Source organism: Rhizobium sp. WSM1328, assembly GCF_057653715.1.
The window spans coordinates 3,398,782-3,423,781 of the sequence record NZ_CM172788.1; the positions used below are offsets into that span (position 1 = coordinate 3,398,782).

Sequence of the window (25,000 nt, forward strand, 5' to 3'; positions counted from 1 at the left end):
CCAAACCGATAATGAAGAAGGGTCGCCTTGATGTCGGGCACTTGGCTGACAACGCGCGCGTGGCTTTTGATGCTGCCGCTTCTCGTGGTCATGATATCAGTCATCGGCTGGCCTCTGATCGATACCGTCGGCCTCTCCTTCACCGATGCCAAGCTCGTCGGCACCGAAGGAAACTTCGTCGGCATCGACAATTACGCGAAGATGATCACCGGCTCGAATTTCCAGCGCACGCTGATCACCACCGCATGGTTCGCGATCGTCTCGGTCGCCGCCGAAATGGCGATCGGCGTTCTGGCAGCCCTGCTGCTGAACCAGCAGTTTCGCGGCCGCACCGCGCTGCGCGCCCTGATGATCCTGCCCTGGGCACTGCCGACCGTCGTCAACGCCACACTCTGGCGGTTGATCTACAATCCCGAATACGGCGCGCTAAACGCCGCGCTGACCCAACTCGGACTGCTGGAGGCCTACCGCTCCTGGCTCGGCGAACCGGGCACGGCGCTGGCGGCCCTCATCGTCGCCGACTGCTGGAAGAATTTCCCGCTGGTGGCGCTGATCGCACTGGCCGCCCTCCAGGCCGTGCCGCGCGACATCACCGCCGCCTCGCTGGTCGACGGCGCCGGCGCTTTCGCTCGCTTCCGCTTCGTCATCCTGCCCTATCTCGCCGGCCCGCTGATGGTGGCCCTGGTGCTGCGCACGATCGAAGCCTTCAAGGTCTTCGACATCATCTGGGTCATGACCCGCGGCGGCCCGGCCAACAGCACGCGCACGCTGTCGATCCTCGTCTATCAGGAAGCCTTCTCCTTCCAGCGGGCAGGTTCGGGCGCATCGCTGGCATTGATCGTCACGCTGCTGGTGACGCTGCTTGCTGCCGCCTACGCCGCTCTGGTGCGCAAGACCGCCGGGAGTGCGGCCTGATGGAACGCCAGAGCCCGCTCTTTTCTGTCTTCATTCATCTCTGCGCGCTGTTGCTTGCCGCCGTCATCCTGGCGCCGATCCTGTGGCTGTTCATCATGAGCATCTCGCCGGCCGCCGACCTTGCCGCAAAGCCGCTGCGCTGGTGGCCGCAGACGGTGGATTTCTCTCGCTACGGCGTACTGCTCTCGACGATCGAAAACAGCGCCGGCGCCGCCTTCACCTCGTCGCTGCGCAACAGCATCGAGGTGGCGGGCATGGCGACGATCGCCGCCATCGCGCTCGCCATTCCGGCCGGCTGGGCTGTGTCGCGCACACCTTCGGTCGGCTGGTCGCTATCGATGGTGATCGCCACCTACATGTTGCCGCCGGTGGCGCTCGCCGTGCCGCTCTATATGGGCCTCTCCCATCTCGGCATGCTGAACAACGTCTTCGGCCTCGCCCTCGTCTATCTGACAATTCTCGCGCCCTTCACCACCTGGTTGATGAAATCGGGCTTCGATTCCATCCCGCGCGAGATCGAATCCGCGGCGATGATCGACGGCGCCGGCCTGTTCCAGACGTTGAGGATCATCACGCTGCCGCTCGCCGCCCCCGTGATGGCGACGTCGAGCCTCTTTGCCTTCCTGCTTGCCTGGGATGAATTCTTCTATGCGCTGCTCTTCACCTCGGACCAGCGCGCCAAGACGCTGACCGTCGCCATCGCCGATCTCGCCGGCGGCCGCGTTTCCGATTACGGACTGATCGCGACGGCAGGCGTGCTCGCCGCCCTGCCCCCGGTGCTGATCGGTCTTGTCATGCAACGCGCCCTGATTTCGGGGCTCACCAGCGGCGGCGTCAAGGGATGAACATGACAGCAGAAAGACCCCGGCCGGCCGGACTTGCCGCGATCGATCGCGAAATGGCCCGCCAGCATGCCGATGCGATCTCCTCCTATGAAGCGGCCCAGCCGATGGCCACGAGGGCCGCCGCCTCGCTGAAGCGGACCGGGCGGCTATTGCTCATCGGCATGGGCGGTTCGCATGCCGTCAACCGCGCCGTCGAGCCACTCTACCGTGCCCTCGGCATTGATACCGTCGCCATGCCGCTGTCCGAGCAGCTCGGCCAGCCGCTGCCGATCGCCGGTAGGACGATCTTCGTCACCTCGCAATCCGGCGAAAGCGCCGAGGTCGTGCGCTGGTTCAACGAAACCGGCGGCACCGAGGAGACCTTCGGCCTGACACTCGAAGGCAGCTCCTTCCTCGCAAGCGCCGCCCCGTCACTCATCGGCACCGGCGGCACCGAGCTTGCCTTCGCCGCGACCCGGAGCCTGACGGTGACCTTCGCCCTGCATCTGGCAATCCTCGCCACCCTCGGTGACGATCCAGACGCCGCGATTGCCGCCCTCAAAACGCCGGAAGACCATGACATCGCCGCCGCGCTCACCGCCCTCGAAAATGTCGCGACCATCGTCACGTCAGGCCGCCGGCTGCAGGGTATCGCCGAGGCGCTGGCGCTCGGATTGACGGAACTGTCGCGCCGTCCCTGCTTCTCGCTCGAAGGCGGCCAGTTGCGCCACGGGCCGATGGAAATGCTGGGGCCGGAGATCGGCGTCGTGCTGTTCCGTGGCTTCGACGAGACGGCCGGCCTGGTGACGGCAATGGCGACATCCGCCGTCGAGACCGGCGCCCCCGTCATCCTTTTCGACGCCTCGGGCGAAGCGGCGGTCGCCGGCGCGGTGACGATCCGCTTTGCCCCGGCAACCGGCCTTGCCGCGATCTTCGCCATGCTGCCGGTCGCCCAGCGGCTGATGATCGCCTTTGCCGATGCCCGCGTGGAAAATGCCGGAACGCCGGTCCGATCCACCAAGATCACCCGGAGCGAATGAATGCGGCCGCTTGCAGTCATCGGCAACGTCAACATCGACCTCATCCTCGGACCGGCCGCCCCCTGGCCGAAGGCCGGGACGGAAATCATCGTCGATCATGACGAGTTACGGGTTGGCGGAGCCGCCGGCAACAGCGCGCTCGCCTGGCAAGCGCTTGGCGTCGAATTCGAGATCTCCGCCAATATCGGCAGTGACCAGTTCGGCCGCTGGCTGAGCGAAGCCTTCGGCCACCGTTCCGACAAGTGGCCGGTACGTCCGGAGAAAACGACGCTCTCCGTCGGCATCACCCATCCGGACGGCGAGCGCACCTTCTTCACGACAAAAGGCCACCTGCCGCGTTTCAGCCTGGCAGATGTCTTCGCCGTCATCGAGGGTGCCAGGCTGCAGGGCGGCTACGCCCTTCTCTGCGGCTCGTTCCTGACCGATGACCTGACAGCGGATTATGACGCCTTCTTTGACTGGGCCGACAGCCATGGCATCACCGTCGCGCTCGATACCGGCTGGCCACTCGACGGCTGGACAGACGAGAATTGCGCAGCGACACGCGCATGGCTCTCCCGCAGCGGTATCGCGCTGCTGAACGAGGTCGAATCAACGACACTTGCCGGCATTGCCGATCCGGTCGAGGCGGCCCGTCACATCAGGTCGCATATGCCGGAGGGTGCGATCATCGTCGTCAAGCGCGGCCCGGACGGCGCTCTCGCGATCGGGCCGGACGGCCTGTTGGTTTCGGTGACGGCACCCGTTGTCGAGGTCGTCGATACGATCGGCGCCGGCGATGTCTTCAACGCCGCCTTCCTTGCCGCGCTCGCAAGCGATGAGCCGCTGATTTCTTGTCTGGAGGCGGGAACCGCAGTCGCCTCGCGCGCCATATCCACCCTTCCCCGCGACTATGACGGCCCGTCATCTCCCGAGGAGCCTGTGCGATGAGCGCGCTCGAAATTCAGAATATCCGCAAGACCTATGGCGACGTCGAGACGCTGAAAGGCATCGACATCTCATTGGAAAGCGGCGAATTCCTGGTGCTGCTCGGCTCCTCCGGCTGCGGCAAGTCCACCCTGCTGAACATCATCGCCGGCCTTGCCGAGGCGACGAGCGGCGATGTCAGGATCGGCGGCCGCTCGGTGCTCAGCGTGCATCCGAAGGACCGCGATATCGCCATGGTCTTTCAATCCTACGCGCTCTATCCCAATCTGACGGTGCACCGGAACATCGGCTTCGGCCTGGAAATGCGCAAGGTGCCGGCGCCGGAGCGCGACAATGCCGTGCGCGACGCCGCAAAGCTCCTGCAGATCGAAAACCTCCTCGACCGCAAGCCGAGCCAGCTTTCCGGCGGCCAGCGCCAGCGCGTCGCCATCGGCCGTGCGCTGGTGCGCAAGCCGGAGGTATTCCTCTTCGACGAGCCGCTCTCCAACCTTGACGCCAAGCTGCGCATGGAGATGCGCACCGAGATCAAGCGGCTGCATCAGATGCTGAAGACCACGGTCGTCTATGTCACCCATGACCAGATCGAGGCGATGACGCTTGCAAGCCGCATCGCCGTCATGCGCGACGGCCGCATCGAGCAGCTGGGCACGCCGGAGGAGATCTACAACCATCCGGCAACGCTCTATGTCGCGACCTTCGTCGGCGCGCCGCCGATGAACCTGCTGAAGGCAACGGCGCGTGACGGTCGCCTGGCGCTTTCAGGCTCCGATGTCAGCCTGCCCCTGCCCGCTCGTTTCCGCGAGACGGCCGGCAATGGCCGCGACTTTATCCTCGGCATTCGTCCCGAGGCGCTTCGCACAGACGGCACCGGCCCGTCGATCGAGGCAATCCTTGAAGTCGCAGAGCTGACCGGCCCGGAACTCGTCGTCACCGCCCTTGCCGGAAATCAGCGCCTGATGGCCTGCCTGCCACCACGCACGCCAATCCGCGACAATGAAAAGCTCACCCTCCTTTTCGACGAGGAAGCAATGCATCTCTTCGACCCGCAAACCGGCCTCAGCTGCGGCCGCTAGAGCATGTCGCGCAAAAGTGTGCAGCGGTTTTGCGACAACGACATGCGTAAAAACAAGGACCTAAAGCGCGAGGAGCGAATCTGAAAGATCGCGACGCGCTTTAGCGACGGAACGGCTATCCCGTCGGCTGTTCAATTTGCCGCGTCGGTGGGCTTCCGCTGGTAGACGTGAATATAGTCGACAAGCAGGATGGAAGGATTGGGCGTTTCATCGATCGGCCAACCCGAGCCGAGTGCCAGGTTCACCAGCGGATAGAACGGCATGTGGAACTCCTTCGGCGTGTCGAAGCTCCAGATGAACTGACGGTCGAGATAAAAGCTCGTCTTGTCAGCTTGGATATCGACGCCGTAGGTATGATATTCGCTGTTCAGAATTCCGTCCTGGACGGTTTGCCAATGGCCACCAGTGGTGTTCTGGCCGCCCTGGCTCTGACGCCAGATATGGAAGCCCATGCTGAATTCGTAGGGCGCGCGCCCATAATATTCCAGGACGTCGATTTCGGCGGTGTATTTCGACCGATCGAGCCCGATGAGCCAGAAGGCTGGCCAGACTCCCTTGCCCGGCGGCAGCTTCATCCGTGCTTCGAAATAACCGAATTGCTGCGAGAACCCTTCGCCTTTCGGGTTCACCGACGACAACAGGCCCGATCGCCAGGTTCCATCGGCCTCCTTGCGCGCCTCGATCTTCAGAATTCCCTGATCGGTGGTAAACGGAAAGCCGGGGGCCGGATCGGTGAAACGGGCGTCACCGAAATCGCCGTTCCAGGGCGTATGGGCGATCCAGCGGGAGCTTCTCTCTCCCCAGGCCGAGACGTCGAGACTGTCGAAACTCTCCTCGAACGTTAGCTGATACGCATTGATATTGAGTGGTTGCTGAGCCACGCTGGGCTGGCCGGGCAACGCCCCCAGACCGAGAACGATGAGCAAACCCAGAGCCTTAGAAGATATCCCGTAACGCATTCTGCTCCTCCGAAAACGCCAAACCAATCGTTGGACTACACTTGTCTCGATCAAAAGGTGAGAACTCCGTTTCGTCGCGGCATGAGCCTTTGGACGACGATGGTCTCGATGCCGTCGGGCCTTCCGACAACCTGCCACAGCAGCAACGCGAAGGCCCAGAAGATCGCTACTGCCGCCCCGCCGCAAAGCGCCAGGCTGACGACAAGGTTGAGGCCGACAGGCATGGCGGAGAGCATCGGCTCGATCCACAGCAGGAAAGCGATCATCGGCAAGCTCGCGGCCAGAGGCCGTAAAAAGGCATACAACTGAGCGGCAAACGTCGCGCCGATCAGCTGCCGCGTAATGATGAGCGATGCGACATAGGCGACAAGCACCGCCACGATCCGCGCGCCCAACGCTCCGGCTACCTGAAAATAGACAATGCCCAGGATGGTGACCGGAACCCTGACGGCGAACTCGGCAAACATCCGGAGAGCGAGATAGCGGGTTTTGTTCAGGACCATCGCCAATGGCGGCATCATGTTCGTGGGAAGACCGAGCAGACTGACGATGCACAGCCATTGCAGAATCGGCGCGGCGGATGCCCATTTCTCGCCGACGATGATCCGCACGGCCGGCTCGGCAAGAAAAGCGAGCGTGATGAGGATGGGCGCTGCCACGAAGGTGATCGCGTTCGTCGCCTTCAGATAGGCAGCGATCAGATTACGACGGTCATCGACGGTCGAGAATGCCGCCATCAGCGGACGCAACAATGGCCCGACGAAGGTCTGGTATGGAATAGCGGCGATATTGTCGGCGACGCTGAAGGCGCCGAACGTCGACAAGCCGGTAAAGCGCGGCAAAAGCAGCCGGTCCAGTTGCCAGTTGATCGAACTCAGCACCTGCGACACGGTGTTCCAGCTGATCATATCCTGAAAGTGCTTCCACTCGGAAAGGCTGAACCTCGGTCGCATCGGCGCAAAGACATAGGAGGTGATCGCCGCGGCGGTCGGGCCTGCAACCGCGCCGATCGCCAGTCCCCAATAGCTGCCGGTCGCGACCGCCACCCCGACACCGAACAGCAGTGTCGACCCCTTGGTGATGAGATCGAGTGCAAACTCGCGTTTGAAATCGAACCGCTGCATGAAGAGAACCATGCGCGGGCTGATCACACTGCGCATGGCAGGCGCGATGGAGAGCACGGCGACAAGAGAGAAAAGCCGGGAATCGTCATAGATCAAAGCCATCGGCCAGGAGACGATTATCATCAGCGTGCTGATGGCCACGCCTCGAAGCAGGCTGAGGGTAAGGGCGGTGGCAAACATATCGTCCGAAGGCGACGGCTGACGCATCAGGGCCTGCGTCAGTGGCAGGTCCAGGATTGTCTCGACGATGACCAGAACCGAGGTCGCGATGGCGACAAGGCCGAAATCCGCTGGGCTCAAAAGCCTTGCGAGGATCAGAAGGCTGACGAAATCGAGCAGTCGCGCCAGGAATTTTCCGCTGATGGTCCAGATACTCGCCGTCGCCGTCCTCTGAGATACGCTTGACATGATCTATTTTCTATTCCTCGTCGGCGAATTGAGACGGTTTCGGCGCAGCAGCAAGACAGGCAGCTCCGTTCCTTGCCCTCAGCCCGCCCGTCTTCTGAAGACCTCGGCGGATCGGTCGCCATGGGTGGATAGTTGTTGCTCGATCAGGCTGGACAGACGGTCGCGGAACACGGCGGAAGAGAATTTCAGCGAGTGCGCGCGGATGGCATGCGGATCGATATCGTCCTCCACCTCTTCGAACGCCGCCATTGTTTCCAATAGAGCTTCCGTGGTCTGCTGCGCGAAGCGAAAACCGACATGCGGGGAGGAAACGGTTTCCCGGGCGCCGCCGGCGTCGAAAGCCAGGACCGGCCGCCCTGATGCCATGGCTTCCACCGGAAGGATGCCGAAATCCTCCGTGCCCGGAAACAACAGGGCGCGGCATCGCGACAGATGGTCGCGCAGAACGTTGAAGGGCTGATGGCCGAGAAACTCAACGGTCGGTCCGGCGATCGACTTCAGATAGGCCAGTTGTTCTCCCTCGCCGATCACGACCAGCTTCCGCCCGGCCTCGGTGCAGGCGCGAACGGCAATATCCGGCCGCTTGTAGGTGGTCAGCTGTCCCGCATAGAGATAGAATTCGCCTTTCCCCTTGCCCACCGCAAAATCGTCCGTCGCAACGGGCGGATGGATGACGATGGATTCCCGGTCGTAGAAGCGGCGGATGCGGCTTGCGACATAATCGGAATTGGCGACGAACACATCGACCCGCGAGGACGTCGTCACGTCCCAGGCGCGCAGCATGGGCGCGGTGATCGACATCAAGGCGCGACCCAACCAGGACAGGCCATGCCGGTAAACATGGAACTGATCCCAGATGTAACGCATCGGCGAGTGGCAGTAGCAGACATGCAGCGCGTCAGCGCGCGTGATGATGCCCTTGGCGGGTCCGGATTCGCTCGACAGCACGAGATCGTAGTCTTGCAGATCGAACTGCTCGAGCGCGAAGGGCATCAGCGGCAGCATCTTGGTATAATGCCGTTGCGCGCCTGGGATCTTCTGCAAGAAGGACGTGCGGATGTTCCGCGTCTTCAGAAAATCGCTGATGCGATCGCGGTTGCAGACGAGGGTGAAGATGTCGGCCTGCGGAAACATCCGGCACAGCTCTTCGACGACCTTCTCGCCGCCGCGCATCGAAACGAGCCAATAATGCACGATGGCGACACGAAGCTGCTTGGTATCGCTCGCGCTTCCAGCCTCAGTGACACGTCTTTTCGCCATGACAGGCGCATCGCCGAGAAATGCCCTCGCGTCGGGAAGAGAGGTTGTTGCCTTAAGGGTCAACTCAATACTCCTTGTATCGCCACACCGTCTGTCAGCTGGGAAACCACATTCGTCGAAATCAGGCTGTGGTATTCGGAAAGAAGCGCGTCGCGCCATTCCTCGTGTGTCGAGGCGAGATCCGGCGACTTCAGGAAAGCCTGCTCGCTCATGGCGCGGACCTCATGGCTCGGCATTTGGCTAAATCTCGTCAACGTATCGGCAAAGGCGCTTTCGTCAGCCGTATCGCAGGCGATCGCCATGCCGGCTCTTTGCATTTCTTCGGCAAGAAAGGCGCTGCGCGACATGATGACCGGCAGACCGCTCCTGGCCGCTTCGATAGCGACGAGGCCGAATGGCTCGGGATAGCGAGACGGCATCAACAATGCACGCGCCTTGCGGATGGTCGGGCCGATCTCCGCATGCGACTGCCAGCCGACGGCCCTGACGTGATCCCCCGAAGCCGCAACCAGCGGCATCAGCGGCCCGTCCCCGATCACGCAGAGCCGAACGCCGGCTTTGCGCGTGGCGGCCACGGCGTCCTCTATGCCCTTCTCCTCGTCCAACCGCCCGATGAAGACGAACTCGTCGTTGGTCTCCGCCTCGATGCGTTTGATGGATAGGGGAGCGACGGGATTGCGGATCGTCGTCAATCGTTCGGGCCGATATCCGGCGCCGACGAGGAAGCTTGCCATCTTCTCGTGCAGCAGGATGATCCGGCCGAAATCGGCCCGATCCTTCAGCAGCCGGAGGATATTGGAGCCGCGGGCAGCCCGCCACAATTTGTGCGAATAACTTCTCTTGTCGCAGGCTGTCGCAATGCAGCTTCCGCCGAGCGGGCGTCGAAGGCAGATTTCCTGCGCCTGATAGTCGAAGAAGGCGCCGTTGGGGCAGGCCGTGAAGAAATCATGCGCGTGCACCACGCAGCGTCTGGCGACCGGCAGCAACGCCCTGAAAATTGCAGGAGACAGAATCTGGTGCCAGCCATGCACATGGTAGACGGTATTGGCAGTGTCGTTTGCGGCAATCCAGTTTGCGACCATACGGACGGCGGCGCCATTGTGAATGCCGGTCACGAAAGCCTTCGCACGTTCGGCGCTGAGCAGGTCGCGGCTGTTCAGCCCGACCATTGAGACTCCGAGGGCGACAAGCTCCGCATTGGAGGCGTCATCCCCGCAAATATAAGTCACGGGGATGTCGAGTTCCCGAAAAAGCTTGGCGGACAGCACGGCCAGCGCCGTCGCACCGCCTCTGGCGACTGAATAGTCGTCGATGATGACCACGCGATCGATCTTTGTCATGCCGGGGCCGGGAAACCGGCCGACGCTTGCGGCGGATCGCAGGACCTCTGGAAGCGACGGGCGCATCACTTCGCCGAAACTGCGCCGTTGGCACAAGCCTCCAGCGCCTTGCGGTTGAGGATGCGGATCTTACCCTGGCCCCCGTCGATGATCTTGCCTTCCCGCAGGCGCCGCAGGCATTGATTGACCTTCTCGCGGGACGCCGGCAGCGTCGCGGCCAGATCATTTTGCGAGATGATCAGTTCGTCGCCGCTGTTTGCCGCATCTTTTCCATAAACAATGGAGAGCCGCAGCAGCGTACTGGCCAGCCTCGACTGCAGGCTCGACGCCGCATTCGCAATGATCCGAAGTTCAAGCTCTGAAATACGCGCCAGCGCCCTGGAGAAGACCTTTTCACGAAAACAGGGATCGCTGGCGTACATGTCGCGCAGCAGCCGGCCTTCGAAGAAATGCAGTTCGCAGGCGGAACCGGCGCGGTATTCGAGGTTCAACGTCTGCCTGCGCAGAACCTCGAGCTCGCCGATGAGGCCGGATTTTGGAATGATCTCAACGATGAATTCCCTGCCGTCGGGCAGCATCGTGCTTGCGCTGACCACCCCCGAATGCACGCGCGCGAACGTATCGACGAGGACGCCGGCCCCGGCGATAATCTCGCCGCGCCGGAAACGCCGGACGCTCGACCGGCAGGAAAGGAATTCGTCGTCGATGACGATGCGGCTGTTCAGATGAATGCCGCTGCTAGCTGATATCGCCGCCTTGCCGATGCCGGCCCTGCGATCTGATGCGTGTGTCGCCCCATCCATGCGCGTAACTCCACTCGATAACCATAGGCAATGCTGCACTGCATCATTTATATTGCCTTAATATGAGAGTCAAATAACATCACGGAGATATGACGTAAAGATAAAGTATATATTTAACTTCAAAACAAAATATACACCATAGAAATGGATCAAAATCTCATTTAAGCCAAAAAACAGCCACGCAGTCGAAGATGCCTGCCTAATAAAATGGCTTAGTGAATAAAAAACAGCAATAATCGAAATGATGATATCAAAACTAATAAAGAATCATCAGCATATAATCACCAAGAATTAGATTAGATTGTCGTTTTAGATGAAAATAAGGCCATCAAGGTGTAATCCTAATTCTCGATTGCCCGTTAGTAGCATAAAGAATTTGTTAAGGATTATGACCTTGGTAACAGACAACCAGAGTGCGGCGCAGCAAACTTTGAACGGTTCTTAATCGGAATGTTTTGGAGACCACCGATGACATGGGAAGCACATAGTTTCGAGGCGTGGTCGCGTGTCGGACGTTCCGCGAAAGGCGGCGATCTCCATTCGTCCCGGCCTCGTGCGGCAGGCAGATCGTCGAAGCGCGCGCTAGACCTTCTCATCGCAGTCACGGCGCTGATCCTGCTTTCCCCGCTTCTGTTGATCGTCGCGATGATCGTGAAGATAAGCGACCGCGGCCCGATCTTCTATTCCCATACGCGCATCGGCGTCGGCGGAACGCCGTTCGGATGCCTCAAGTTTCGCACGATGAAGACTGATGCGGGTGCTCAGCTTGCCGAATTGCTGCAAAACAACCCGGCTGCGCGAAGCGAATGGGAAGAGACACGCAAGCTGAAGGACGATCCGAGGATCACGGCCGTCGGTGATATCCTTAGGCGGTCGAGCATCGACGAGCTTCCCCAACTGATCAATATCGTGCGTGGCGACATGAGCCTTGTCGGCCCCCGGCCGATCACGGCCGAGGAATTGCCGCGCTACGGCGAGCATATATGGGCCTACATGGCCGTCCGCCCGGGCCTGACCGGTCACTGGCAGACCAGCGGGCGCAATGATGTCAGTTACGAGTACCGGGTTTCCCTCGACGTTCACTATCTCAACAATTGGTCGCTGCGCCGGGACTTCATCATCATTGCCAAGACCATTCCCGCTCTGTTTTCCCAGCGCGGCTCGTATTGAGCATTCATGGGGAGAGCCGCCAATCAGGCCTGGAATCGGAAGACACACTACTCCCCCGTCCCTCCAAGCTGCCACTACCTGGTTACTCCGTGATCTCGCCATTTTGGATTAGGACGACATGACCTCAAGCACGATCTTCAGCGGCGTTTCTCCGATATCTCTGCCTGCCGCAGCCACCGGCGGGAATTCGCCGCTCACCTTGCGGGATATGCTCTTCTTTCTCAGAATGCGCTGGCTGTGGATTGCGGCGACGACTTTCGCTTTCCTCGTATTGGCAGGAAGTTACGTGCTGACCGCCGAACCGACGTTCGTTGCCAACACGCAACTTGTGATCTTCCCCCAGGTCAGCGGCTCCGAAGCACAGCGGGCTTTCGCGGAAGACGCGTTCATCGAGGGACAGTTGGAGATCGCCAAATCCAGCGATGTCGTCGGTGGAACGGTAACGGCTCTTGGTCTCGATACCGATCCTGACTTTGTCGATCAGACGCCTTCGCTGCAGGTCAGGGCAAAGAACTGGTTGATGGGGGTTTCTTCCGAACCGGATACGGCATCGCAGGAAGCGGCGGGCACAGGACCGCGTGACACACAACCACAACAGCAGATCGAGGACGGGCGGATCCATGACCGGGCGATCGCCACGCTGCTGAACATGATGGGAGTACGCCGGATCGGGAGTTCGACGATCATCGAGATATCGGCTGCAGCATCGACCCCGCAGAAGGCCGTCGACATCGCCGACACGCTGGCCAGGCAGTATATCCAGAAGAATATCGCGATGAAGGCCAGTGCGTCCCGGCAATACAGCGAATGGCTGACCAGATTCGTCAGCGAGCAGCAGCGCGGATTGGCCGAAGCTGCCAGTGCCCTGGCCAGCTTCACCAGCAATCCGCGCGATCAGTTCAAGCTTGCCGAACTGCAGAGCGCGACTGACGCCCGCCGCACCCTCTATGAAAATACCTTGAATCAGCTGACCGAAGCCAAGCAGCGCATCACCTACCCGGTGTCGGATGCCACGATCGTCTCTCGGGCGACCCTGCCTCTTTCGAAAGCCAGACCACGCAGCACGCTCATCATCGCCTTTGCGGCGGCGGTTGGTCTTGGCGTCGGCTTCGCACTCGCCATGATAAGGCACGCCGGCGATCGCCGGATCGTCCGGCCCAATCAGATCGCGGATGCCGGTGGGCTGCCCTTTGTCACTTTGCTGGCGACATCGAGGACCCGCAATGATTATTCTGCGCGTTTCCTCGCCGCCGGTACCAGCAGCAGCGGCACGGTAGCCGCTTATCCTGTTATTCCGGGCATGGCGGAGCTGAGCGCCACGGTCGTTGGTCTTCGGCGCAAACGCCGAGTCGTTATTGGAATCGTCGCCGTCAATCCCGGCGGCGGGGCATCGACCATCGCATGCGAACTTGCGGTGCTCTCTTCGATATCAGGAGCGCAGACGCTGCTGATCGATGCGGCCGCACAGAAATCGTCGCTCAGCAAGTCGATCGCACCCCATAGTTCCACAGGCCTCATCGACGTTCTCGACAACGGCGAACTGATCCAGACGGCGGCATTGCCCCTCACCCCGACGCTGAAATTCCTACCCCTCGGCAAAGTCGAAGCGGTGACGCCCGCCATTCGCCTCAGTTCCCGCCGCACGCAGTTGAGTTTCGCCGACCTGAAAAAGGAGTTCGACGCCATATTCGTCGACATTTCCGCATTCTCCGCTTCGCCGGATTCCAATGCCATCGCGCCGGAACTGGACGGTGTCCTCGTGGTCACCTCGCACGGGCACACCTCGATCGACGATACCATGCACGTCATTGAGACCCTGCGGAATGTCGGCGCGGAGATCCTCGGCGCGGTCATCAACCATGCACCGAAAAGAATAGAGTCATGACTTCACCTTCGGCAGCAGCAACCAGGCAGGACAGCCCGATCGGACCGGCGCCTGTTCCTTGCGGCGCTAAAGCCGTGGCAGGCCACGCGCGCCGCCCATTGCGAATGGCGGTGGGAATTGCTTCGGCAGGCCGCCCCTCGATACTCAAGGAGACCGTCGATTATCTCACCGCCCTGCCGGACCAGGCCGAGCGGCTGATCGTCTGCGTGCCCGTGATCGACGACGCCGCCGGGCTCGCCGACCGCCTTGATGTGGAAGTCATCGTCGGCAGCCGTGGCCTGACCTCTCAGCGCAACAGGATCATCCAGGCCGCCGCCGCCGATACGGATGTTCTGATCTTCCTGGATGACGACTTCATTCCCGCCGCGACCTTCCTGTCACGTATGGCAGCTGTCTTTGCGGCAAACCCTGACGTGGCGATCGCCACCGGGGAAGTTCTGGCCGATGGCATCCTCGACGGCGGCCTCAGCATGTCAAACGCCCTGCAGGTTCTTGAAACTGCGGCCGAAGAGGCCGGGCATGTGACGGAAGTCTATAACGCCTACGGATGCAACATGGCGGTTCGCCTTTCACCCATTCTCGAGCACGCGCTGGCCTTCGATGAACAGCTGCCGCTCTACGGCTGGCTCGAGGATGTCGATTTCAGCCGGTCCATCGCCCGCTACGGCAGGTCCGTACGTGTCGAAGGCGCCCGCGGAGTGCATCTCGGCGTCAGATCCGGGCGCCAGCCCGGCCGAAGACTTGGCTATTCGCAGGTTGCCAATCCTGTCTACCTGATCCGGAAGGGCACAATGTCGAAGGGCCGTGCCATCGCACAGATCGGCCGTAACATCCTGGCGAATACGCGGGGCCTATTGTTCAATGATCGCTTGATCGACCGTTGGGGACGTTTGAACGGCAATTTGCTGGCGCTGTCCGATCTACTTATCGGGCGCGCCTCTCCGTCCCGCATTCTCGAATTCGGTAGTCCCTCGCCGCGCGAGATGCCTTCACCGTCGATAGCAACGAAACGGAGATAGCTGACAATGCAGCGCACATCCTGGTCCGACCGCTTTATCTCCGCCGCCCTTGCCTTGCTGGTATTTTCCTGCGTGACCGGCTGGAGCGTCGCCCATGCCGAAAACTATACCCTCGTGCCGGAAGATCAGGTGAGACTGCGGGTCGTCGAGTGGCGATCTTCGGATTCCCGGTATGCCAGCTGGGAAGCACTCGGCGGGACATATACAGTCGATGATGCCGGCAATCTGGCTGTCCCGATCGCTGGCCAGGTGCAGGCGATCGGGAAGACGACGGAACAGGTTTCCGATGCGATCGCCACTGCGCTCGCCGAAAAGGCGGAACTGCCGGGAAAGCCATTCATCGCCGTGGAAATTGCCCAGCATGCGCCGATCTTCGTGACCGGGACCGTGCAGACCCCCGGGCGCTATGCTTTTGAGGCCGATATGACGGTCATGAAGGCCGTCAGCATCGCCGGCGGCTTCCTTCGCGACCGCGAGGAGAATACCATCTTCGAGCGCGACCGGATCCAGGCTGCCGGCGCCTATCGAACGGCCATTCTCAACCGGCGCGATCTTCTGATGCGCCAAGCGCGATTGCGCGCCGAGATCGCCGGCGAACAAAGTTTCGATATCCCTGCCGAACTCGCCGGAACACCCGATGTAGACAAGCTGAAGGCGCAGGAATTGAACCTGATGCGGCTTCGACGTGTCGATATTGAAAGCCAGATCGATGCAGCGAGCGACCTCACCCGTCTCTACGGCCAGCAGGTCCAGTCGCTCGAGGCCAAGATCAATTCGCAAAGGCGGCAGATCGAGCTCGCGCAAAAGGAACTGGATAATGTCAACAGCCTGGTGAGCAAAGGCCTGGTCAGTAATTCCCGTCAGGTCTCGGTCGACCGCGGCGTTGCGGATGCACAAGGCACCTTGATCGATCTCGAGGTCGCCTTGACCACGGCTCGCCAGGGACTCAGCGAAGCCGATCGCTCGAAGATCAATATCGTCAACCGGCAGAACAGCGAAAACCAGGAGCTGCTCAACCAGGTCAATCTCGCGATCGGCAGGGCGGCAATCGACATTCAGGTGGCTCAGCTTCTCGGCGAACAGGCTGGCTACAGCGCTCAACTCGCACAGATGAACATGGACACGCCGGGTCTTGGCAGAGCGCAGAAGAACTACAGGATCGTGCGTCGCAGCGACGATGGCACTTATCGCAATATCGAGGCGGACGAGACAACCAGCTTGCGGCCGCATGATGTCGTCGAAATCGGCATTAATACGGACCTTCAGACGCCGTCGCCTCCGCTGCAGTTGCAGTCCGCCCCGCAGCAGCAAAGCTCGACCGTCCCGCTGTCTGATGTAGCAGGCGATAATCAGGCGGCTCCCGGCTGGATATCCCAGACGAGATCGAATTAGGGGGCGGTTGTGACCATCGACGACAACTGGCGACTACCGCCTCGAGCAGCGCCCCGAAAGGCGGATGCCGGTTTTCGGCAAACCCGATGCCTCCGCCGCTCCGTCCGGATCGGGATCTGAAGCATGTCGATAGAACCGATCGGCTTCATCGTTCTGCTGCTTGGCCTGCTCAGCATGGTCAACGGCGCGCGTTTTGCGATCACGACCCTTTGCCTGTCGACGCTCTTCGGAGCGGCAGCGGCTCTGCAATTGCCCGCGCTCGGCGGCAGCAGCATCCAGCCAAGCCATCTTCTCGTGCTTTTTCTCGTCGTGGCCGCCCTGTTGCGCCCGGCTCAAACACAGGCGACGCTCGCCAGCATGGCCTATCCGGGTCCCGGCTTCTGGTTTGCCGCCTATATCCTGTTTTCCGTGGCATCATCTTTCTTTTTGCCGCGCATCTTTGCAGGCGCGACCCTCGTCTACTCCTCTGCAAGAGACGCCACGGGCATGATGTCGACGGTGGCCGCTCCCCTGTCGCCGGGTTCGTCCAATCTCAGCCAGTCCGTCTATCTGCTCGGCGACCTCGCCTGCTTTGCCGTCGTCTCGGGGCTTGCAAGGCTCGGCTATGCCCGTTTCATCGCACTGCAGTTAATCGTCGCCTCGATCGCATGTTTTACCCTGGCGTTGACTGATATCGGAACATTCCTGACCGACCAGTCCTACCTGCTCGATGTCATCAGGAATGCGAATTATACGATGCATACGGCCGAGACGATCAGTGGCTTCAAACGCATCGTCGGTCCGTTCCCTGAAGCAAGCACTTATGGCGCGGTCGCATTGGCCTATTTTTCCTTCACGCTCATGCTTTGGCTGGAGCGCGTCCAAAGCCGTATGGCCGGGCTTGCGACGCTTTTCATTGGTCCGACGATCATCCTCTGCACATCGACAACCGCCTATATCGCCGGCATTTCCGTGGTCTGCATGTTCGTTCTGTTTTGCCTGAAACGACTGATCAGCGGCCCAGCCAAGACCCCGCATGTGACTTTCCTGGTGATCACGCTGTTCTTGATTCCCTGCGGGATCGCCGCGCTAAGCCTTGTCCCCGATGCCTGGGATTCCATAGCCGGCCTGGTCAACACCACCTTGTCGGACAAGCTTCAATCGCAATCCGGCGAAGAGCGCACTGCCTGGAACACGCTGGCATTGATCGCATTCGTCGATACCGCCACCTTCGGCGCCGGGCTTGGCACGGTTCGGGCCTCGAGTTTTATCGCTGCGTTGCTCTCTAATGTCGGATTGACCGGCACTCTTCTCTTCGCCGCCTTCCTGTACAGCCTTGCGAGAGCCTCCGGCCGGCACATGTCAGGCAACCGGGAGACGCACACGATCGGAAACGCCGCTGTTATGGCATCCATCGCGCAGGTCGCCTCGGCGGCGATATCGGGGAGCGGCACGGATCTCGGCTTGCTGTTCAGCACCACGGCAGGTCTGGCGGCCGGCTGCCTGGCAACCAATACATCCCCCCGGCGCGCGACCCGATCGCTCGCAAATCGAACCCCGCTGGAGACATCGACATCTCTGATGAGAGCGCCGATGTTTTCAACACGATGACGCCCGCTTTGGAACTCCGCCACGGCGCGGGATGGCAATCTCGTCGAGCCATCGACGTGCCCGCATTGGGCCGAAGCCGGTCGGCCGCACCGCATCTTTCAAGGATCGCCTGTAAAAGCAGTCCATCGAACAAGCGCCGTCGGAGGTCAGTCGCAGAAGGCTATGCTGTAGATTTTATGCCGACATCAGCCTTGCGGGCGCTCGCTGGTGGTCGCGACGCTATCTGCAACGGAATTGTTTTCGCGCAGCTTGGCACTGCGCCGCAGAAGCCCCGACAGGAACACACCTGCCAGATAGCCGATTTCCATGATTACGAGGATAGCGATACCGGAGAGCATGGCCGCGATCACGGACGACCCGCCGGCAAAAGCCACGCCGCCGAAGCCGATTGCCACCAGGATTGCAAAAATCGCGAAAGCCCAGGCGCGGATGGACGCCCCGGCAGCGATCGAAATCACGGCTGCCCCGAGTGTGGTGATCAACATCACAATCCCCCTTCCCTCCGCATTCCGACAAGGGTTCCGGCACCACTCGCCGTACCGCGAAACAACATGTCGAAACATAGCCTTATGACAGGCAAGGCACTCTTCATGGTGAATATCTCAACAATGAAACATACAAAAGCCGCCAACAGCCAGACACCGATTCAGCACCAGCGCACTGGATACTGGCCTATATATACCGAACAGGGCCTTCATATGACAGACCCGTCGGCTCAATTCACAACTGGTCCCTCGCCTCGCAAAGACAATACCGATTCACTTGTATTGCGCACAATCGGAAAGGTGATGACATGAACAACCAGTGCGTCGTCTACGTCACGGATGTCGAGTATTCATTTCCAACCATTCTCTCGGCGCTTCAGGCTCGCAAATTCGCAAGCCCTGCGACCGACGTCTGCGTTCTGATGTCGGAACATCTCGACAATTTCGAAGAGCTGAAAGCCCTGCTCGCAAGGAGTGGGGTCATATTGACCGATGCGACCGAAGCGCTGCAGGACTCGCTCGGCAAGCTCGACAGTTCGCATTTCCAGGGACGCATCAGCGTCAGCACGATGGCCAAGCTGGTCCTTTGCGAGATACTGCCTTCCAACTATACCCAGATCATCTACCTGGATGGGGATACCCAGATCGTCAGCGATCTCGGTGCGTTCGAAAGCGCCACTGTGCCCGAGGGCAGGTTTTTCGCGGCGCGCGATTACACGGCGATCCATGACTTCCTCGACACCGGAAAGGACAGCCACTATTTCAACGCAGGCGTCCTGAAATTTCATCGAAACGGCTGGATCGGGCAGGAGGCTCTCGAGCTTTTCGCTAGAAATCCCGAGGCGTGCGAGGGCAAACATGATCAGGGTGCATTGAATTATGTCTGCGGTTCATCGCTCATCCTGGTATCCAACCGCTGGAACTTTCCCAAACAGTTCCTTCATCTGGTGAACATGTCCTCCTTGTCGATCGTCCATTATATGGCGCATCCGAAGCCGTGGCATGGAACCTTCTTTCCATGGACCGATAAAGAAAGCCAGGTCTACGTCGACCTGCGCAAAGCGCATCCGATTTACAACTCGCTGTATCGCGGAATAAGCTTCGACCGTAAGATGCTGTATAAATACAGGTCGATACGGGCACGCATCGAACACGCAATTGAGAAAGACGGACCCCACCCGCGGGTCCAAGGCCTGTTGGTCGGCGACTACGCAGTATGATGATGTATGGTTGGTCCGACCTGAATGTCCGCGTGACTGAACTCAGCGTCGCCGGTCGAGCCGTGGATTTGCAGACGGAAGCGCAAGTATTCATCCATTCATTCCAGGAATGGATAATGTTCAGGACAGAATATGAGTTATAGGGCTTCCGCCGCCAGTATCTCACATTACGTGAAAGCCCGCCTGCGCCGGTCGCTCAAGGCTCGGCAGGTTCGCTATGACCTGCTGCGCAGCGGGCTCAAGCAGGCGCGCCACGTCGTCATCTGCGTCATCCGCGACGAAGGGCACCGGCTGGCCTTCTTCCTGCAGTATTATCGTGATCTCGGCTTCGAGCACTTCATCTGCATCGATAACGGCTCGACCGACGGCACGGCCGAGTTGCTGTCCAGCTTCGACGATGTCTCCCTTCTTTCGGCTCATGGTTCCTACAAGGCGGCGAGGTTCGGAAACGACTGGATCAACGAAGTCATCAACCGCCACTGCCGGGAGAAGTGGGTCCTGTATGTCGATGCAGACGAGTTCCTGGTCTATCCGCATTGCGACACACGGCCGATCGATCAATTGACTTCCTACATGGATTCCATGGGCGGCCATTCCCTCCGCTCGGTCATGATCGACATGTACAGCCCGCATCCCGTTCTCGAAAACATATGCGAACCCGGTCGCAACCCGCTCGAGGTCTGCAATCTCTTCGACCGCTCCGGCTATGTGGCGCATTTCGACAAACACAACTGGACGATATGGATCAAGGGCGGCGTTCGCGGGCGCGTCTATTTCCACGACCGCCTCTGGGACGGCCCCGCGCTCAACAAGATACCACTCGTCTATGTGGCGGGTGAACGTCTGTTTCTCAAGTCATCGCACCAGGTCTGGCCGCTCTCCCTGAATTTGGGCGACATGCGCGGAGCGCTCGGAGTATCCGGCGCCCTTCTGCATTTCAAGTTCCTGTCAACCTTCGTGCACAAGGTCGCCGATGCGGCACACCGGTCCCAACATACGGAAGAATATACCGTATACTCCTCAGGCAAGGACATGGATGACTTCGTCTACGACGATACTGGCACCTACAGAAGCTGGAAGGACCTGTCCGATCGCGGGCTCATACAGGGTGAAGGCTGGAAATACTGGAGGAATGCTTCCGAGAGCGACGTCTAAGTATGCCGCGCCAAAATGCGCAGCGATTTTGGGACGCCGTGCATGAAGACAAGCGCCAACCTGATCATTCAGCCTGCTCCGCCTGTCCATCAACTCGCACTGTCATCAAACACAAAACCCGCCGGCGGCGGGTTCTGTCGAGGCTTTCTGCCATTCCGTCTTTTTTTGTCGCGGCGACGCCTCAGGCGAGACCCGCCCCCTCGGCATAAGCCTCCAGCGCCTTCCGATTGAGAATACGGATTTTGCCCTGTGTCCCGTCGACCACTTTGCTCTCGCGCAAGCGCCGCAGGCATTGGTTGACCTTTTCACGCGACGCCGGCAGTGTCGCGGCCAGCTCATGCTGGGAGATGATCAGCTCGTCGCCGCTATTTTGCGCATCCATTCTGTAGAGGGCAGAAAGACGCAGCAGCGTTCGGGCAAGTCTCTGCCTTAGACTCGATCCGGCATTGGAAATGATCCGCAGTTCGAGTTCGGAAACACGTGCCAGCGCCTTCGACAGGATCTTCACCTGAAATTGCGGATCGTTCGCACACAGGTCCCGCAGCAACCGACCGTCGAAGTAATGCAGTTCGCAATCCGACGAGGCCCGATATTCCAGGCTGAGAGACTGCTTGCGGAGCACCTCCAATTCGCCGATCAAGCCGCCTTTCGGAACGATTTCCACGATGAACTCTCGTCCATCGGCAAGCGGGGTGCTTGCGCTCACCATTCCGCGCTGTACGCGGGCGAACATGTCAAGGACAACGCCGGCGCCGGCAATAATCTCACCGCGGCGAAACTTTCGAACACTCGAGCGGTAAAACGGGAACTCGTGATCCAAATCCGCCCGGCCGTCGTAAACAATACCTACAGGCCCGCAAGTAACCGCTTCGCTTGTTCGCGCTGCGTTTCCTCTAGCTCTGTTATCTCTGGTGCTGATCGCCCCGTCCATACGCACAACTCCACGCAGACTAAATAACATATTATCTGGAGCGACATTCGTAATAGGTTAGCTTAGAAAGTCAAACAATAATAAAATAAAAACTTCGTGTTAAAACTATACATTATCATGAATAATCCTCATATTTATATATCATAAAATTCATATTGAATTCTATCGCAGACAATTCTTTGAGGCTGCATGACAATTTTTATACAATTTATGACAATCGCCTATCCGAAGGACACATCCACTAAGTACAACAACAACACCGAATTTTAAAATAAAACTAAATAACATTTCCGAATATAGCCAAAAGCAAAGGTAATATTTTTAATATACATAATAATTTCTTTAGAGTATAAAGAATTTATTCATGATTATGACCTTGGTCACAGACTTCAACTTTGCATTAAAACAAAGCTTTGGCTGTGATTTCTGGAATTCGTCTAACGGAGACGCGGGTGGCGGGAAAAAATCAGGGCATCAACCCAACCGGACCTTGGCGGGATTTCGCCAGGGCTCGACAGGAAAGGCGTCCATTCAATTCGTCACAACCCCGTCTAATCAGCAGAATTCTGAAGCGCGCATTGGACATTATCATTGCGGCAAGTTTCTTATTCTTTCTGTCGCCGCTCCTTCTGTCGGCGGCGGTCATCGTCGCGCTAAGTGATTGGGGCCCTGTTTTCAATTCTCATCGCAAGATCGGTTATAAGGGAAAAGAGTTTGGTTGCCTCAAGTTTCGGACGACAGGGTCCGACGCAACGACCGACACGCACGTCACGGTCGTCGGCGATATTTTGAGGCGGTCGAGCCTCGACAAGCTTCCGCAATTGGTCAACGTGTTGCTGGGTCAAATGAGCCTCGTCGGGCCTCGCGCCATTACCAAGGAAGAGCTGCAGCGTTACGGTGAACATGCCTATGCCTACATGGCCGTTCGTCCCGGCCTGACTGGCCATTGGCAAACCAGCGGGCACAACGACGTCAACTATCGGAACGGAATTTCCCTCGACGTTGAATACTTGTCCAAATGGACGCTCGCGCTGGATTTCGTGATCATGGCAAAAACGCTGTCGGCGCTGCTTTCCCGGCACGCCTTGCTGCCCAAAGTCGATTCCTAAGGCATGTCGCATAAAACTATGTTGCGGTTTTGCGATAAAGACATACGCAAAACCAGAGACCAAGGCGTGGCAAGCGAATCTAAAAGATCGCGGCGCGCTTTACACCTGACATATAGCGCAACCGAGAATTCTGCCGCCTCGGTCATGTCATTACCCATGAGGACGCTTGCCTGTGAGATGGGAGCGCTCAGTAATGGCGTTCCTTTTCCGGCGCTTCTGAATATGCCACAAGGAGAAAGCGAATAGACCCGCCAGATAGCATATCTCCATCAATACAAGCACTTCGACGCAAGAAACGACCGCCTCCGCCAAGGAGGAACCTTTCAGCAGGATCACGCCGCCCAAGGACGTGACCACCAGAAATGCAAAGATTGCAAAGGCCGAGGCGCGAATGGTTGCTCCGGCGGCGATAGAGACGGCAACCACGACGAGCGTGCTCTTCAGCATTATTCTGATCCTCTCTTCACACCTCCTTCAAGTCACCGTCAGCCCTCGATGACATGACAAAACCCAAAGTCGAAACGAAGTCCGATCAAAGTATTTTATCTATTGCGGTTAAAATATTGCTAACTTCAGTCCAGCAAATCGACGGAACAGCGCCGGAGAATATTCGACTATTCATCCAGTGGGGCCATTCTCCCGATTAAATCCAAGAAATCCTTGGATATTGCCCTCAGAAAGATTTAGCTCTCGGGGGTTTATACGGGAGCCAGCAACGCAGATCCCGGCGTTCTCTCGCCGAACTGAACGTTCATTTGTCGATTCTGAAAAGATGAACTTGGCCATAGGCTTACGCTCGAGCGCATATGCGCTGGCAACGATCGGGCTTACGCTCGTCCGGCAAGCGTGACATCGACGGCATCAGGGTTGCGCAGCAGCCTATGGAAAACTCGGCCGCTACGATGGACCGGATATTTATCTGAGGTGATCGGCACGCAACAACGAAACAAGGCCCGCCGCTATAGCGAGCCCTGCTGATGTCCTTGCCGGTTCAGCACCTGCGATGGAATTGCCGGCATCGAGGCCGGTATCGACAAACCTATTTCGAGACCGCGCCGGCCAGTTGCCGTTTTACGCCGCGTTGGAGACTGAGGTTTTCCAGCCAGGTAACTTGTTTCCTCAATTTCAACGCCGGCTTTTCGATAAATCTCCACGAGAAGGCGGCAAAGCAAGCGGCAACAATGCTGCAGACGATGCCGTTCAACCACCAGTTATGCGCCCAGGGGCCGAGCGCCACGAACGCCTGTTGGATCGGATAGCCATAGAGGAAGACGCCGTAGGAGTAGTCGGCCCCACGCAGGACGCCAAGCTTGCGGGGCGAGGTAAGACCAAGGAAGACCGTGACATACCCCATGGCCGGAATGGCAATGAAGTCCCCAAAGGAGGTGAACCAGTAGGCCCACAATATCATTGCCACAGAGGCGAGGAAAATTCGGATATCCCAAAGAACCTTGTCCTTGTAGAGATAGAAGGTCACCCCCACAAGAAAAGCACAAATGAGCAGATTGCCAGACGCGGTCGTCGGCATAGTAGCCCAATCGCTTTCATGTTTCCAATATCTTGCAATACCGAAGGCTATGATCAAAGCCGGCGTGGCGATAAGGGCAATCACCCGCCGCCTGACCACACCGAGCAGGAAGAGAACGGCGATCACGGCATAGCACTCAAGCTCGAAAGGCACCGTCCAGAGCTGGCCGTTCACCATTGCGGCGTCAGGATTATCCAGGAATACCCCGGGGAGATTGAAGTGAATGTGCCCTGTGACATTCATCAGATATGTAAAGAACTGAGGATCGGTGAAATAGTCACGCAGGTCATACTCAGTGTAGATCGCTCCGAGTATAAAGGCAGCCAACAATACCTCTACCGCGAGAGCGGGGTAGATCCGGATAAATCGATTACCGAGAAAGGAGATCAATGTCTTCGATCGTTCAAGACTGCCGGCCACCAGGAAACCGCTCAGGACAAAGAACATGGGCAGCACTGATTTGATAAAAGGACGGAATGGCGACTCCCAAAGAAACAGGTCATCGCCATAAGTGACGCGGGCCGTGTGTATCCAAAGCACTGAAAAGGCTAACAGTAATCGCATATAGTCGAATCCTGTCGGTCGCCCGTTCGCTAGATCAAGCTTTTCGCCGAGAACCATCTGTGCCCCTTTCAGAAGTATTGACTCGATTTGGAATGGCAAGCCGTTGCCGCAGAGCGGCGGCGGCATCATTGCCGGGTCGGGGCCGCGTGTCAGTGACCACAGGTACATCAGGTAAAAATTGAACGAGAGAGCAGCCCTCTCCCGAAGACGCGTCTCTGACCATCAACCCATGGCCCTGTGCTTCCCGAGGGCCATGCGACGGTCGGAGTTGGAATCCAG

At 59.0% G+C, this 25,000-nt stretch carries 22 protein-coding genes; 13 read left to right on the forward strand and 9 right to left on the reverse strand.

The features are described 5' to 3' along the window. Positions 1 to 30 precede the first annotated feature (30 nt). From AC2444_RS17150 to AC2444_RS17170, 5 genes are read left to right on the forward strand one after another with little or no spacing between them, the layout of a single operon-like run. Positions 31 to 915, forward strand: a complete 885-nt coding sequence (locus AC2444_RS17150) for a carbohydrate ABC transporter permease (protein WP_012758754.1) — start codon at positions 31 to 33, stop codon at positions 913 to 915. Beyond that, positions 915 to 1,760, forward strand: a complete 846-nt coding sequence (locus tag AC2444_RS17155; protein ID WP_012758755.1) for a carbohydrate ABC transporter permease — start codon at positions 915 to 917, stop codon at positions 1,758 to 1,760. Before AC2444_RS17150 ends, AC2444_RS17155 begins: the two co-directional genes overlap by 1 nt. Then, complete coding sequence (locus tag AC2444_RS17160) at positions 1,757 to 2,779, forward strand: SIS domain-containing protein (protein WP_017995015.1); 1,023 nt, start codon at positions 1,757 to 1,759, stop codon at positions 2,777 to 2,779. The genes AC2444_RS17155 and AC2444_RS17160 overlap by 4 nt, the downstream gene beginning before the upstream one ends. Beyond that, positions 2,780 to 3,709: a PfkB family carbohydrate kinase gene (locus AC2444_RS17165; RefSeq protein ID WP_012758757.1), complete on the forward strand. Its 930-nt coding sequence runs from the start codon at positions 2,780 to 2,782 to the stop codon at positions 3,707 to 3,709. Next, positions 3,706 to 4,779 carry an ABC transporter ATP-binding protein gene (locus tag AC2444_RS17170; RefSeq protein WP_012758758.1) on the forward strand — a complete coding sequence of 358 codons (1,074 nt, stop codon included), beginning with the start codon at positions 3,706 to 3,708 and terminating at the stop codon, positions 4,777 to 4,779. The genes AC2444_RS17165 and AC2444_RS17170 overlap by 4 nt, the downstream gene beginning before the upstream one ends. 131 nt (positions 4,780 to 4,910) lie before the next feature. Here the strand turns inward: AC2444_RS17170 and AC2444_RS17175 are convergent, their stop codons facing one another. The 5 genes from AC2444_RS17175 to AC2444_RS17195 form a co-directional block, all read right to left on the reverse strand. Continuing rightward, positions 4,911 to 5,738, reverse strand: coding sequence for a glycoside hydrolase family 16 protein (locus AC2444_RS17175; RefSeq protein WP_012758759.1), 828 nt, complete (start codon positions 5,736 to 5,738; stop codon positions 4,911 to 4,913). A gap of 50 nt (positions 5,739 to 5,788) precedes the next feature. Then, complete coding sequence (locus AC2444_RS17180) at positions 5,789 to 7,270, reverse strand: lipopolysaccharide biosynthesis protein (protein WP_012758760.1); 1,482 nt, start codon at positions 7,268 to 7,270, stop codon at positions 5,789 to 5,791. Between the two features lie 78 nt (positions 7,271 to 7,348). After that, positions 7,349 to 8,593 (reverse strand): glycosyltransferase family 4 protein, encoded by a 1,245-nt coding sequence (locus tag AC2444_RS17185; RefSeq protein ID WP_012758761.1) that lies wholly within the window; start codon positions 8,591 to 8,593, stop codon positions 7,349 to 7,351. Further along, on the reverse strand, positions 8,590 to 9,939 hold the full coding sequence (locus AC2444_RS17190; RefSeq protein WP_017995020.1) for a glycosyltransferase family 4 protein: 1,350 nt from the start codon (positions 9,937 to 9,939) through the stop codon (positions 8,590 to 8,592). The genes AC2444_RS17185 and AC2444_RS17190 overlap by 4 nt, the downstream gene beginning before the upstream one ends. Next, complete coding sequence (locus tag AC2444_RS17195) at positions 9,936 to 10,673, reverse strand: Crp/Fnr family transcriptional regulator (protein WP_012758763.1); 738 nt, start codon at positions 10,671 to 10,673, stop codon at positions 9,936 to 9,938. Before AC2444_RS17195 ends, AC2444_RS17190 begins: the two co-directional genes overlap by 4 nt. A gap of 468 nt (positions 10,674 to 11,141) precedes the next feature. Between AC2444_RS17195 and AC2444_RS17200 the strand changes: the two genes are divergently transcribed. The 5 genes from AC2444_RS17200 (at position 11,142) to AC2444_RS17220 (ending at position 17,729) form a co-directional block, all read left to right on the forward strand. Beyond that, positions 11,142 to 11,843, forward strand: coding sequence for a sugar transferase (locus AC2444_RS17200; RefSeq protein WP_012758764.1), 702 nt, complete (start codon positions 11,142 to 11,144; stop codon positions 11,841 to 11,843). A 118-nt stretch (positions 11,844 to 11,961) separates the two neighbouring features. Beyond that, positions 11,962 to 13,728 carry a GumC family protein gene (locus AC2444_RS17205; RefSeq protein WP_012758765.1) on the forward strand — a complete coding sequence of 589 codons (1,767 nt, stop codon included), beginning with the start codon at positions 11,962 to 11,964 and terminating at the stop codon, positions 13,726 to 13,728. Further along, the gene (locus tag AC2444_RS17210) at positions 13,725 to 14,747 is read left to right on the forward strand and encodes a glycosyltransferase family 2 protein (protein WP_050786635.1); all 1,023 of its coding nucleotides are present in this window, start codon (positions 13,725 to 13,727) and stop codon (positions 14,745 to 14,747) included. The genes AC2444_RS17205 and AC2444_RS17210 overlap by 4 nt, the downstream gene beginning before the upstream one ends. Before the next feature lie 6 nt (positions 14,748 to 14,753). Next, positions 14,754 to 16,139 carry a polysaccharide biosynthesis/export family protein gene (locus AC2444_RS17215; RefSeq protein WP_012758767.1) on the forward strand — a complete coding sequence of 462 codons (1,386 nt, stop codon included), beginning with the start codon at positions 14,754 to 14,756 and terminating at the stop codon, positions 16,137 to 16,139. 123 nt (positions 16,140 to 16,262) lie between these two features. Next, positions 16,263 to 17,729, forward strand: a complete 1,467-nt coding sequence (locus tag AC2444_RS17220) for a hypothetical protein (RefSeq protein ID WP_012758768.1) — start codon at positions 16,263 to 16,265, stop codon at positions 17,727 to 17,729. A gap of 185 nt (positions 17,730 to 17,914) precedes the next feature. On the opposite strand, the gene AC2444_RS17225 is transcribed toward AC2444_RS17220, so the two are convergent. After that, complete coding sequence (locus tag AC2444_RS17225) at positions 17,915 to 18,214, reverse strand: hypothetical protein (RefSeq protein WP_012758769.1); 300 nt, start codon at positions 18,212 to 18,214, stop codon at positions 17,915 to 17,917. A gap of 308 nt (positions 18,215 to 18,522) precedes the next feature. Between AC2444_RS17225 and AC2444_RS17230 the strand changes: the two genes are divergently transcribed. Together AC2444_RS17230 and AC2444_RS17235 are read left to right on the forward strand one after the other, a co-directional pair. Beyond that, on the forward strand, positions 18,523 to 19,434 hold the full coding sequence (locus AC2444_RS17230) for a glycosyltransferase family 8 protein (protein WP_012758770.1): 912 nt from the start codon (positions 18,523 to 18,525) through the stop codon (positions 19,432 to 19,434). 132 nt (positions 19,435 to 19,566) lie between these two features. Continuing rightward, positions 19,567 to 20,589 carry a glycosyltransferase family 2 protein gene (locus AC2444_RS17235; protein ID WP_012758772.1) on the forward strand — a complete coding sequence of 341 codons (1,023 nt, stop codon included), beginning with the start codon at positions 19,567 to 19,569 and terminating at the stop codon, positions 20,587 to 20,589. A 181-nt stretch (positions 20,590 to 20,770) separates the two neighbouring features. Here the strand turns inward: AC2444_RS17235 and AC2444_RS17240 are convergent, their stop codons facing one another. Next, positions 20,771 to 21,520 carry a Crp/Fnr family transcriptional regulator gene (locus AC2444_RS17240; protein ID WP_012758773.1) on the reverse strand — a complete coding sequence of 250 codons (750 nt, stop codon included), beginning with the start codon at positions 21,518 to 21,520 and terminating at the stop codon, positions 20,771 to 20,773. A gap of 452 nt (positions 21,521 to 21,972) precedes the next feature. Here AC2444_RS17240 and AC2444_RS17245 point away from each other — a divergent pair, with 452 nt between their 5' ends. After that, the gene (locus AC2444_RS17245) at positions 21,973 to 22,629 is read left to right on the forward strand and encodes a sugar transferase (RefSeq protein WP_012758774.1); all 657 of its coding nucleotides are present in this window, start codon (positions 21,973 to 21,975) and stop codon (positions 22,627 to 22,629) included. 150 nt (positions 22,630 to 22,779) lie between these two features. On the opposite strand, the gene AC2444_RS17250 is transcribed toward AC2444_RS17245, so the two are convergent. Both AC2444_RS17250 and AC2444_RS17255 read right to left on the reverse strand, forming a co-directional pair. Then, positions 22,780 to 23,076, reverse strand: a complete 297-nt coding sequence (locus tag AC2444_RS17250) for a hypothetical protein (protein WP_012758775.1) — start codon at positions 23,074 to 23,076, stop codon at positions 22,780 to 22,782. A 592-nt stretch (positions 23,077 to 23,668) separates the two neighbouring features. Further along, positions 23,669 to 24,889, reverse strand: coding sequence for an acyltransferase family protein (locus AC2444_RS17255; RefSeq protein WP_171815697.1), 1,221 nt, complete (start codon positions 24,887 to 24,889; stop codon positions 23,669 to 23,671). Between the last annotated feature and the right edge of the window lie 111 nt (positions 24,890 to 25,000).